Raw genomic sequence first — 11,718 nt, 5'->3', positions numbered from 1 at the left:
ACATCGGTCAGTTGAGACAGCCGCTGGCGCTCCTGCTGCACCGTCGCCAACACCTGCGTGCGGCGCTGCTGGTACTCGCGCAGCTGACGGCGCCAGCCTTCCAGCGGCTGGTAGGGCGTGAGTGATACCACCATCGCCATCTGCGCCAGCACGCGCGCATCCAAGGTGTCGGTCTTGGCCAGTTGGCCGATGGCCTTGGCAAAGTCACGCGCCTGGCGAGGGTTCACACGCGCCACCGGCAGGCCGGCCGCATGCAGCGCATCCAACGCTGCCAGTTCGTAGCCGCCCGTGGCTTCCAGTACCACTTGGTGCAGCTCCATGTGTCCCAGCCAGCTGCGCAGCTGGCGCAGACCTGCCGCCGTGTTGGGGAAGCGCCGCTCGCCTTTGCAGCCATGCACATGCACATCCAACCACTGCTTGCTGACATCGATACCTACGCCGTATGCCATGGAAAAACTCCGCTATGCTCCAAGGGTCGAGAGCTCTCCTGGGCTGCCCAGCCTGATCGTTACGAGTGCCAACTCCAGCAACTGTTCGGGCGTTTGCCAGGAGATCCCGGCGTGGCGACCTCGCTCTCCCGCGGTTGTTTAGACCTGTGGGTTATCGGTCGACCACGCCGGCTCTCGACACCTAATCTGGCAGATCGCCAAGAGATAAGGGGGTGGGGTGAGGGTACGGCTGTTGGGATTGGTGCGGATTGAAGTCTTGTATTTCTCGCTGTTTGTGATGCATTACGCGCTGCCGGCACCGCCGCGTGCGCACGTACCCTCATCCGGCGCTGCGCGCCACCTTCTCCCGAAGGGAGAAGGGAACGCTTGCGCTCGTTTGCTGTGCCATGGTGCGGCGCGCTGCTCGGTTAGGCTGGCGCGATCTACCTGGGAGGGTGCGCGGTGAAGCGAGCGATGACGTGGTCGGTGGTGGGAATGCTGGGGATGGGACTGGGCACGATGAGCAGCGCGAGTGCCGTAACCGCGGCCGCGGCGCTCGCGGCGACCCCAGCAGCGTTAGATGCGACCTCGCCAGCGACGCGCAGCGATGGCGCGTTGCGCATCTACACCAGCTCTCAAGGCGCCATGCAACAGTTGCGCGCCAGCACAGCGGCCGCTCCTGTCGCCGGGCATGCCTTGACCGATAAAGAGAACTCCATCTTCGTCAATCCGCAGCGGCAGTTTCAGGAACTGCTGGGCATTGGCGGGGCCATCACCGATTCCAGCGCCGAGACCTTTGCCAAGCTGCCCAAGCGTGCGCAACGCGCGCTGCTCACCGCCTACTACGACCCGCAAAACGGCATTGGCTATACGTTGGCGCGCACCACCATCCACAGTTCGGACTTCAGTAGCGGCAGCTACACCTACATCAAGGAAGGCGATGCGGCGCTGAAGAGTTTTTCGGTCAAGCACGATGCCAGGTACCGCATCTCGATGTTGCGCCAGGCCATTGCCGCTGCAGGTGGCACGCTCACCACGTTTGCCAGCCCGTGGAGCGCGCCGGCCTTTATGAAAGACAGCAAGACCATGCTCAAGGGCGGCAAGCTATTGCCGGAGTATGCGCAGGCCTGGGCGCGTTACTACACGCGGTTTATTGCGGCGTACGAGAAGGCGGGTATCCCGATCTGGGGCATCAGCCTGCAGAACGAACCGATGGCGGTGCAGACCTGGGAGTCGATGCTGTTTTCTGCCGAAGAAGAACGCGACTTCCTGAAAAACCATCTGGGGCCGACCATGGCCAGCGCCGGCTACGGCGATCGCAAGATCATCGTGTGGGACCACAACCGCGACATGATGGTGCACCGCGCGCATGTGATCTTCGACGACCCGGAAGCGGCCAAATATGCCTGGGGCATGGGCTTCCACTGGTACGAAACCTGGGCCGGATTCGAGCCGATGGTGGAAAACGTGGCGGCAGTGGCGCAGGCCTACCCGGACAAGCATCTGCTGCTGACCGAGGCGGCGGTGGAAAAGTTCGATGCCGCCAAGTTGCAGTATTGGCCTAATGGCGAACGCTACGGCACCGCCATCATCAACGACCTCAATCACGGCGCGGTGGGCTGGACCGACTGGAACATCCTGCTCGACCAGCACGGCGGGCCCAATCACGTGGGCAATTACTGCTTTGCGCCGGTGCATGCAGATACGCGCACCGGCGAGCTGACGTATACGCCGAGCTATTGGTATATCGGCCACTTTTCCAGGTTCATCCGGCCGGGTGCGCGGCGGGTGAGTGCGGCCAGCAGCCGTAGTAATTTGATGACAACCGCATTTGCGAACCGCGATGGGTCACTGGCGACGGTGGTGATGAATGCCACCGACGTGGCGATTCGCTACAACCTGTATGTGGGGGAAGCGTCGAGCGAGTTGGAGATCCCGGCGCATGCGATCCAGACGGTGGTGATGATGCGGTAGATGGGGCGTCGATGGCCGGTTTGGATCGCGAGCAAGCGTACCCTCATCCGCCCTTCGGGCACCTTCTCCCGGTGGGAGAAGGGAACCTTTTGTTTGGTTGAAGCTGGCGGCGATTCACTGGTCGATCTACGTTGCGCGTCCGTCTTCTGGACACATCACCAGTTGATGCAGCCGTCAGCACCAAAGCGCCACTAGACAGCTCTTGCTGATCGCTGCGCGCAGCAATCGGCAAGGTTGTCGTGGCGCTAGGGCGAAAGCCCGCTTTCTGCTGGCTCAGGACAGCCTGTTGGCTCAAGACAGCAGCAGGCCACCGGTGGCGCCGAACACTTCGCCAGTGACGTAGCTCGACTCTTGCGAAGCCAGGATTACGTAGAGCGGCGCCATTTCCACCGGTTGGCCGGCCCGCTTGAGCGGCGTTTCCGAGCCGAAATCCGGGATCTTTTCCGGCGGCTGGCCACCGCTGGGCTGTAACGGCGTCCACACCGGGCCGGGCGCGACCGCGTTGACGCGGATGCCTTTGTCCGCAACCTGCTGGGCCAGGCCCTTGGTGAAGTTCACGATGGCCGCCTTGGTGGAGGCGTAGTCGAGCAGGGTGGGCGAGGGCTGGTAAGACTGGATCGAGCCGGTGTTGATGATGGACGCGCCCGGCGGCAGATGCGGAATGGCCGCCTTGCATAACCAGAACATCGCGTACACGTTGGTCTTGAAGGTTGCATCGAACTGTTCGGTGGTGATGTCGGCAATGTCCTTGATGGCGGTCTGCTTGCCGGCGATATTGACCAGCAGATCGAGCCCGCCCAGTTCGGTGACCGCACGCGCCACCAGTTCGTTGCAGAACGCTTCGTCCTTGAGGTCGCCGGGGATGGGGATCGCCTTGCGGCCTTCGGCCTTGATCAGTTCGACTACTTCTGCGGCATCCTGTTCTTCTTCGGGCAGATAATTGAGCACGATGTCGGCGCCTTCGCGTGCATAGGCAATGGCGGTGGCACGGCCGATGCCGGAATCTGCGCCGGTGATCAGCGCCTTGCGGCCGAGCAGGCGTCCAAAGCCTTTATAGCTCTGCTCGCCGTGGTCGGCCTTGGGTTGCAGCGCATGGATGGTGCCGGGTGCGTCCTGGGTTTGCTCCGGGAACTGCGGCTGCGGGAATTGGGTCAGGGGGTTTTGCATTTCGTACTGGTTCTTCGCGCTGGACATGCACGGACTCCTGCAGTGGGGGATGGCGCGGTACGCGCGGACACAGCGCACCGATGCCGCCCAGTGTGGAAACGCCCCTGCTGTGCACGGGTGAAAAAAACTTGTGCATCATGTGAACGCGTGACGCGACGACGCTGCGCGTGCGTCACTCCAGGGTCACCTCGTCCATTCTTTACGCAAGAGAATCTGTAACCGTGCAACAAGCTTGGTGTGTCGGCGTCGATGGCGCGCGCAGTGGCTGGATCGCCGTGTGGGACAACGGCGACGTACTGGCATTTGCCTACTACCCAACCGTGGCTGCACTGGCAGTGGCCCTGCATGCGGTGGACGTGCTGGGCGTGGATGTCCCAATCGGGCTGAGCGAGCACGCACCGCGCGCGGCGGATGCGCAGGCGCGCCAATTCGTGGGCGGGCGGCGTGCGTGCAGCATCTTTGCTGCGCCGCTGCGTGGCATCTTGCAGGCACGCACGCAAGCGGAAGCCTCTGCGCTGCATCGCGTGCTGGATCATGAGAAGCAGCGTGGTTTTGGCGTGCAGTCGTTTGTGTTGCTGCCCAAGATCCGCGATTGGGACGACGCCCTGCGGGCAGACCCCGCATGGGCAGCACGTGTGTTCGAGGTGCATCCGGAGGTATCGTTTGCGGCGCTTGCCGGCGGGCCGGGCCTGGCTGCAGCAAAGAAAAGCACCGAAGGGCAGCGGCAACGCTGCCGGTTGTTAGGCGGCCACTACGGCGCGGCGCGCGTTGCCTCGCTGCTGGAGCGCGTGCCGCGTGCCTGCGCGCAGCCAGACGATGTGCTGGACGCCCTGGCGGCCTGCTGGAGCGCGCAGCGGATCGCGGCAGGCACCGCCGGCAGCCTGCCGGCGGTGGTCGAGCGCGACGCCTGCGGCCTGCGCATGGGCATCTACTTCTGACTCAGCGGGGCTGCGCCGACATCGAATACGGCCGCTGCGTCGGGTCCGTTGCCCACTGCTGGTTCGGCGTGGCCTGCATGCGGAAACGCAGCTCGCCGCCGGCCTGAATCTCCTGATGCGTCAGGTAGGCGCGGTTCAAGGCCTGGCCATTGAGCGTGGCGCTGCCGATATACGGGCGTGACGCGTTCAAGCCATCGGCGACGATGCTGAAGCGCTTGCCATTGGGCAGATTGAGCGTGGCGCGCGGCAGGAACGGGCGGCCGATGATGTATTGATTGCTGCCCGGCGCCACCGGATAAAAGCCCAGCGTGGTGAATACATACCAGGCCGACATCTGGCCAAGGTCGTCGTTGCCGGCCAGGCCTTCGGGGCCGGCGTGGTACTGGCTACCGATGATCTGGGTCAGGCGCGCCTGCGTGCGCCACGGCTGGCCGGCGTAGGCGTAGAGATAGGCCACGTGGTGGCTGGGTTCGTTGCCATGCGCATACCAGCCGATCAGCCCGGTGATGTCTTCCATGTGTTCGAACACCTTGGGGTCGACCTTGGCATCGAACACCGCATCCAGGCGCGCGAGGAGTTTGTCTTCGCCGCCATGCGCGGCGGCCAGCCCGGCCACATCTTGCGGCACGTACCACGAGTATTGCCATGCATTGCCTTCGGTGTAGTCGCTGCCGTAGCCGCTGGCCGAAGGGTCGAACGGTTCGCGAAAATTGCCGGCGCGCGTGCGTGCGCGCATGTAGCCAGTGGCCGGGTCGAAGGCGTGTTTCCAATTGCCGGCGCGCTTGTTGAATTCGGCGGCGATCTCTGGCTTGCCGAGCGCCTGGGCCATGCGTGCGATGGTCCAGTCGTCGAAGGCGTATTCCAGCGTCTTGGACGCCGCTTCGCCTTCTTCGTCGATGGGCACATAGCCGAGCTCGCGGTATTGCGCGATGCCGTCGTACGGACCGTAGTCGGCGCTGGCCACCATTGCCTGCAAGGCCTCGTCGGCGTCGAAGCCGCCGATGCCCTTCATGTACGCATCGGCAATCACCGGCACCGCGTGGTAGCCGATCATGCACCAGGTTTCCAGGCCGTGGAATGCCCACACCGGAAGGATGCCGTACGGACTGTCGCGGCGTGCGGCGAGCAGCGAGTTGACCATGTCGCTGCTGCGTTGTGGCTGCTGCACCAGTGTCAATAACGGGTGCAGGGCACGATAGGTATCCCACAACGAGAAGGTGGAATAGTTGGTCCAGCTGCTGGCTTGATGCACGGCGTTGTCCGGCCCGCGATAGTGCCCATCGCTGTCCATGAACAATGTGGGGCCGAGCAGCGTGTGATACAGCGCGGTGTAGAGCTGGGTGCGTTGTTGCGGCGTGCCTTGTGCATCGATCGCCGCCAGCGCCTGCGTCCATTGCGTGCGTGCATCGGCGCGCACGCGGTCGAAATCGAAGCCCGGTACTTCCGCATCGAGATTGGCGATGGCGCCGGCTTCGCTGACCGGCGATAGCGCGACGGTCACCACCAGCGGGGTGCCGTCGTTGGCCACATCGAACACGCCCACCAGTTGCCGGCCTTCGATCTGCGCGCGCTGCGCCGGGTTGTTCGCGCCGGGCGGTGGGAAGCCCGTGTATGGGATGTCCTGCTCGGTGTCGTGCAGTTGCGTGGCGGTGAGCGGGCGCGAAAACCGCATGGCGAAATACAGTTGCCGGCCGGGCGCCCAACCGCGCGTTTCGCGAAAGCCGGTGACGGTGTCATCGCTGTGCACGCGCAGCCGCGACCACTGCACCTTGCCCGGGTAGTCGTACAGGCTGGTGCGCAAATCGACCAGCACATGCGCCGGCGCGCCTCTCGGAAAGTGATAGCGATGCACGCCCACGCGCGCGCTGGCGGTGAGCTCGGCGCGGATGTTGCTGTCTTTCAGGGTTACCGCGTAATAGCCGGGCTGCGCCTGTTCGCTGCTGTGATCGAACTGCGCGGTGTAGCCGCTGCCGGGCGTGTTCGCGTCGCCACGTTCGCGCTTGATCTCGCCCACCTGCGGCATCAGCAGAATGTCGCCCAGGTCCGAATGCCCGGAGCCGGAAAAATGCGTATGCGAAAAGCCGACAATGGTGGTGTCGCTATGCCGGTAACCCGCAGCCCAGCCATAGGCTTCCTTGCGCGGTTTGATCTGGGTGTCGGGGCTCAGCTGCACCATGCCGAACGGGACCGTGGCGCCGGGATAGGTGTGGCCTTCGCCACCGGTGCCGACAAACGGGTCTACCGCATCGAAGGCCGTCGCGGGCGCGCGTGGCGCAGCGTTGCTGGAAACTGCGACGACGGCGGCAAGCACTGCCAGCCAATGAGCCCGACGTGGGGCGATCAACCGAGACGACATGCAGAGTGCTCCAGCGGGTGCAGCGCCGGACCGTAGCACAGCGCCGCGGGCACGCCACCTACGTGCGCCACGTGATGGCAGTGGTGTCATGGTTGGGTTCGCTGGCTGGGCGTGCGCGGCGTAAAACTGAACTGGTCGGCCTCGCGCGGCGCACGACGGAATCGTGGTGATGAAATCGGCTGCACGCGCCCGCATATCGCGGCGATGGATTTATTCGACGCGCCCATCGCACCGCTGCAGCTGCTCGACGATCGCGAAGGTGGCGTGCGCTACTGGCCGCAGCTGCTGTCACCTGCGCTGGCACAGGACGCGTTCACGGCGCTACGCGATGGCGCGCACTGGCGCAGCCAGCGCCGTGAAATGTACGACCGGGTGGTGGACGTGCCGCGTCTGCTGGCGTCGTACCGTCTGGACGGCGCATTGCCTGCCGGCCTGCCGCTGCAGCGCTTGCTCGATGCCGTGCAGGCGGTGCTTCCGGCACCGTACAACGCGGTGGGCATGAATCTGTATCGCGATGGGCGCGACAGCGTGGCGATGCATCACGATGCATTGCATACGCTGGTGGCGCCGTACCCGATTGCGTCGCTGTCGCTGGGCGCGCCGCGCCGGATGCAGCTGCGCGCCAACGACGCCGGCACGCGCGCGATCACGCTGGAGTTGGCACCGGGGAGCCTGCTGGCGATGAGCCACGCCTCGCAGCGCACGCATACGCACGGCATTGCCAAAACCACGCGCGCAGTGGGCGAGCGCATCAGTGCGGTGTTTCGCGTGCGCCCGGCCTAGCGCATGGCCGCCGGGCAGCATGGCCCGCACTGGGAACCTGCGCAGCTGTAACGCGCACGCTTGGGCTTGATTGGTTGATGGATGGCTGGCGCTGCTCTGCGCGCGCCGGTTTCAAGCGCTGGCGAACGTAGATTCGCCTGCCGCATCCGCTCGCGTGCGCTTGCCGTGTGTCTGCACGCTGTCGTTGTGGGCATTGCCTATATCGCGTGATTGCCATTGCCATCACCACTGCGCATGCTTGCATGCAATCTCCCTCAAACGCTGCCGATCCATGCCTTTGGACGAGACCCGCCACCATCAGATGTTCCCCGAGCTGGACGCGGGCCAGTTGGCGATCACGCGGCGCTTTGCCAGCGGGCCGGCGCAGCGGTTTGGCGCCGGCGAGGCCGTGTTCAAAGTGGGCGATGCGCACGCGCCGGTGTGGGTGGTGCTGGAAGGCGCCATCGAGGTGGTACGCCGCGACGGCCTGGGCAATGAAAAACCGATCACCCGGCACACGCCCGGCCAGTTCACCGGCGAGGTGAGTCAGCTGGCCGGGCGCGCATCGCTGGCGGCCGGGCGCGCCGGGCCGGACGGTTGCCTGGCGCTGCCGTTCGACACCGCACATCTGCGCGCGCTGATGATCAGTTCGGCCGAAGTGGGCGAAGTGGTGATGCGCGCGCTGATCCTGCGCCGGGTCGGGTTGATCGAAGGCGATGCCTCCGGCTCGGTGTTGATCGGCGAGCCGGACGACCCGCATCTGACCCGTTTGCAGGGCTTTTTGACCCGCAATGGCTACCCCAACACGGTGATCGATGTCTCCGACGACGAAGGCCGCGCGCTGGTCGAGCGGCTGGGTATCCAGGAGCACGACCTGCCGGTGATGGTGTGCCCCAGCGGCCGCGTGCTGCGCCAGCCCAGCGATGCCGAAGCCGCGCATTGCCTGGGCATGACCCCGGACATCGACCCGGACAAGCGCTACGACGTGGCGATTGTGGGCGCCGGCCCGGCCGGTCTGGCGACAGCGGTGTATGCCGCCTCCGAAGGCTTGTCGGTGCTGGTGATGGACCAGCGCGCCATTGGCGGGCAGGCCGGCGCCTCGGCACGCATCGAAAATTATCTGGGCTTTCCGACCGGGATTTCCGGGCAGGCGCTGGCTGGCCGCGCCTATAACCAGGCGCTGAAATTCGGCGCGGAGCTGGCCATCCCGCTCGAAGCGGCCACGCTGGAATGCGGGCGCGACGATGGTGCGCTGCATCTGGACCTGGCCGATGGCAAACAGGTGCTGGCCAGTACCGTGGTGATTGCGTCGGGTGCGCGCTATCGACGCCCCGACATCGAAGGATTGGAGCGCTTCGAAGGCCACGGCGTGTCGTACTGGGCATCGCCGGTGGAAGCGCGCCTGTGCGAGGGCGGCGTGGTGGCGCTGGTCGGTGGGGGTAATTCTGCAGGGCAGGCGGTGGCGTTTCTGGCGCCGCGGGTCAAGGAGTTGCACCTGATCATTCGCGGCGATGGGCTGGAAGCATCGATGTCGCAATACCTGATCGAGCGCATCGCGGCATTGCCCAATGTGCAGCTGCATACCGGCACCGAAGTGTCTGCGCTGGAGGGCGACCCCGAGCGCGGCCTGCAGGCTGCAGTGCTGCGTACGCGCGCAGACGGTGCAACCACGCGCGTGGAGTTGCGCCACCTGTTCCTGTTCGTCGGTGCCGACCCCAATACCGGTTGGCTGCAGGATTGCGTGCACACCGACAAGCGCGGCTTTGTCATCACCGGCACTGCGCGTGGCGATGGCGTGCCAGCCTGCCTGCCGCTGGAAACCAATCGCCCCGGCGTGTTCGCCATCGGCGATGTGCGTGCCGGCTCGGTCAAGCGCGTGGCCGCCGCGGTGGGCGAGGGCGCGGCGGTGGTGGCGCAGGTCCACCAATACCTCGCGCATCAGGCCAACCCGGTGCCGGCCTCTGAACTTGCCAGCGCTGGGGAATAGGGAATCGGGAATCGTTAAGTGGCTTGCGTGCCGGGTGATGGCTTCGGGTGCGGGTGGTGTGTCGGGCGATTGCGCTTGTGCCGATGGGGCGCGATTGGCATGCGACTGCTTACTGCGGCCAGTGCACCTGCGGTAGCGCGCCGATCTGCGGTCTGGCGAACAGATAGCCTTGCTGCAGGTGGATGCCCATGTCGCGCAGGATGCGGTATTGGTCGGGTTGTTCGATGCCTTCGGCGATCACCGCGACGCCGAGTTCTTCGCACATGCGGGTGACGTGGCGCACGATGGCCTGGCGGCTGCGGTCGGTGTCGATGCCGCGGACCAGGGCGATATCCAGCTTGAGCAGATCCGGCTGAAACTCGGCCAGCAGGCCGAGCCCGGCGTAGCCGGCGCCGAAGTCGTCGATGGCGGTTTTCATGCCGCGCGCCTGGTAAGTGCGCAGGATCTCGAGCAGATGCGCCGGGTCGACGAGATGTTCCTGCTCGCTGACCTCGAAGATGATGGCATTGAGCGGCCAGCCGTATTGCTCGGTGGCCGAGAGCGTGGCGCGCAGGCAGTGCTCGGGGTTGTAGACCGCGTTGGGCATGAAATTGATCGACAGCAGCGCGGGCAGTGCGATCTGCGCGGCGCATTCGATGGCCTTGATGCGGCAGGCCTGGTCGAAGGCATAGCGGTTGCGCTCGTCCACCGCGGCCAGGATGCTGCCGGCCGATTCGCCGTTGATGCCGCGTACCAGCGCCTCGCCCGCGTAGATGCTGCGCGTGGCGACATCGACGATGGGTTGGAACGCCATGGTGATGGCGGTCGGAAATTCCTGGCCATCGCGGCAGGCAGTGCAAACAGGAATCTGGGTCATGGCAGGTCCATCGTGCGGCGTCAGTGGAGCCTAGCCCTATCGGCCGCAAGCGCGCGTCATTGAGCCTGAATCGCTCATCGCAGCGCCCTCACCCGGTGGCAGCCGGGTGAGGCGATACTACGCGCATCGCTTGCATCGGACGCCCCATGACTGCTCTCACAGAACGTTACGCCCTGGCCGTTGACTACGCGCGCATCGCCCACGCCGGGCAACTGCGCAAGGGTACGCAGGTGCCGTACCTGAGTCATTTGCTGGGCGTTTCCACGCTGATACTGGAATGCGGTGGCGATGAAGAGCAGGCCATCGCCGGGCTGCTGCACGACGTGGTGGAAGACTGCGGTGGCGGGCACCAGGCTTCGATCCGTGCGCAATTCGGCGATGCAGTGGCCGACATCGTGATGGCCTGCACCGATGCCACCGCCGAAGACAAGGCCGAGGTGGACAACAGCCAGCGCGCACGCAAACGCGATTGGCGCGAGCGCAAGCAGGCCTATCTCGAGCACCTGCGCAAAACCCCCGAGCGCGCATTGCTGGTGTCTGGCTGCGACAAGCTCTATAACGCGCGCAGCATCGTGCAGGACCTGGAAAACCCCGCTGTCGGCCAGGACATCTTCAACGTCTTCACTGCCGGGCGCGAAGGCACGCTGTGGTATTACGCCGCGCTGGAGGAAATATTCCGCACGCGCGATGCCGCCACCGCGCGGCTGTTCAGTGGCGTGGTGACGCGCATGCAGGCACTGGCCGAGACTGGCGAGCAAGTTGCGCCGGCGCACGCGCTGGGCTGATCGCGTTTTAGAGCGGCTGATCTGCGGGTTTGCTGCAGGGCCCTTGCCCGCCCACCGTCGCGGGACACGCCGCAAGTACCTCCTTGTAGGCTCTTACGCGGCATCCATGCCGCGTAAGGTCCCGCGACGGTGGGCGGGCAAGGACCAGTTGGGATGGTCGCTGCGCATGGTGCAAGCCATGCATGACGTGCGTCGTTTGGGTAACAGCGCGTCCGATCAGCTTCCCAAGGCAAGCCGAGTGACAGAAAGGCTTTCAGCAAAGCAGCCAGCAAACTGTCTGGTGCGGTGTCCTCACCGATTGCGGGACCGTGTGGCGGCATGGATGCCGCCACCGAGCCTACATGGACGTACTTGCGGCGTGTCCCGCGAGCGGCGAGGGCACCGCGCACTCGACCGACCAGGCTGTTGACTGTTGACCTAGAGCACTCGACTGCACCTAAACGATGCGACGACGACATCGGCTGC

The 11,718-nt window shown here is 65.1% G+C and carries 9 protein-coding genes; 5 read left to right on the top strand and 4 right to left on the bottom strand.

Features of this window, described 5'->3' with window-relative positions; genetic code table 11:
* Window positions 1–449 (bottom strand): IS110 family transposase (locus tag A7D16_RS10510; RefSeq protein ID WP_153043145.1); only part of this gene is annotated, 449 nt, incomplete at its 3' end.
* Between the two features lie 474 nt (window positions 450–923).
* Between A7D16_RS10510 and A7D16_RS10505 the strand changes: the two genes are divergently transcribed.
* Window positions 924–2,402, top strand: a complete 1,479-nt coding sequence (locus tag A7D16_RS10505) for a glycoside hydrolase family 30 protein (protein ID WP_064632384.1) — start codon at window positions 924–926, stop codon at window positions 2,400–2,402.
* Between the two features lie 291 nt (window positions 2,403–2,693).
* Here A7D16_RS10505 and A7D16_RS10500 read toward each other — a convergent pair whose 3' ends face one another.
* Window positions 2,694–3,596 (bottom strand): SDR family oxidoreductase, encoded by a 903-nt coding sequence (locus A7D16_RS10500; RefSeq protein WP_064632382.1) that lies wholly within the window; start codon window positions 3,594–3,596, stop codon window positions 2,694–2,696.
* Window positions 3,597–3,790: 194 nt separating this feature from the next.
* On the opposite strand from A7D16_RS10500, the gene A7D16_RS10495 reads away from it, so the two are divergent.
* Window positions 3,791–4,507: a DUF429 domain-containing protein gene (locus A7D16_RS10495; RefSeq protein WP_064632381.1), complete on the top strand. Its 717-nt coding sequence runs from the start codon at window positions 3,791–3,793 to the stop codon at window positions 4,505–4,507.
* A gap of 1 nt (window position 4,508) precedes the next feature.
* Here A7D16_RS10495 and A7D16_RS10490 read toward each other — a convergent pair whose 3' ends face one another.
* Window positions 4,509–6,863 carry a GH92 family glycosyl hydrolase gene (locus A7D16_RS10490; RefSeq protein WP_064632380.1) on the bottom strand — a complete coding sequence of 785 codons (2,355 nt, stop codon included), beginning with the start codon at window positions 6,861–6,863 and terminating at the stop codon, window positions 4,509–4,511.
* Window positions 6,864–7,067: 204 nt separating this feature from the next.
* Between A7D16_RS10490 and A7D16_RS10485 the strand changes: the two genes are divergently transcribed.
* Together A7D16_RS10485 and A7D16_RS10480 are read left to right on the top strand one after the other, a co-directional pair.
* Complete coding sequence (locus A7D16_RS10485) at window positions 7,068–7,646, top strand: alpha-ketoglutarate-dependent dioxygenase AlkB (RefSeq protein WP_064632377.1); 579 nt, start codon at window positions 7,068–7,070, stop codon at window positions 7,644–7,646.
* A 271-nt stretch (window positions 7,647–7,917) separates the two neighbouring features.
* Window positions 7,918–9,612 carry an FAD-dependent oxidoreductase gene (locus tag A7D16_RS10480; RefSeq protein ID WP_064632375.1) on the top strand — a complete coding sequence of 565 codons (1,695 nt, stop codon included), beginning with the start codon at window positions 7,918–7,920 and terminating at the stop codon, window positions 9,610–9,612.
* Window positions 9,613–9,721: 109 nt separating this feature from the next.
* Here the strand turns inward: A7D16_RS10480 and A7D16_RS10475 are convergent, their stop codons facing one another.
* Complete coding sequence (locus A7D16_RS10475) at window positions 9,722–10,468, bottom strand: EAL domain-containing protein (RefSeq protein WP_064632374.1); 747 nt, start codon at window positions 10,466–10,468, stop codon at window positions 9,722–9,724.
* A gap of 146 nt (window positions 10,469–10,614) precedes the next feature.
* Here A7D16_RS10475 and A7D16_RS10470 point away from each other — a divergent pair, with 146 nt between their 5' ends.
* On the top strand, window positions 10,615–11,253 hold the full coding sequence (locus A7D16_RS10470) for an HD domain-containing protein (RefSeq protein WP_064632372.1): 639 nt from the start codon (window positions 10,615–10,617) through the stop codon (window positions 11,251–11,253).
* Window positions 11,254–11,718: the final 465 nt, after the last annotated feature.

It is taken from the genome of Xanthomonas nasturtii, assembly GCF_001660815.1.
Taxonomy (GTDB): domain Bacteria; phylum Pseudomonadota; class Gammaproteobacteria; order Xanthomonadales; family Xanthomonadaceae; genus Xanthomonas; species Xanthomonas nasturtii.
The sequence above is the reverse complement of the archived record's forward strand: the minus strand, read 5'-3'. Positions and strand labels throughout refer to the sequence as shown.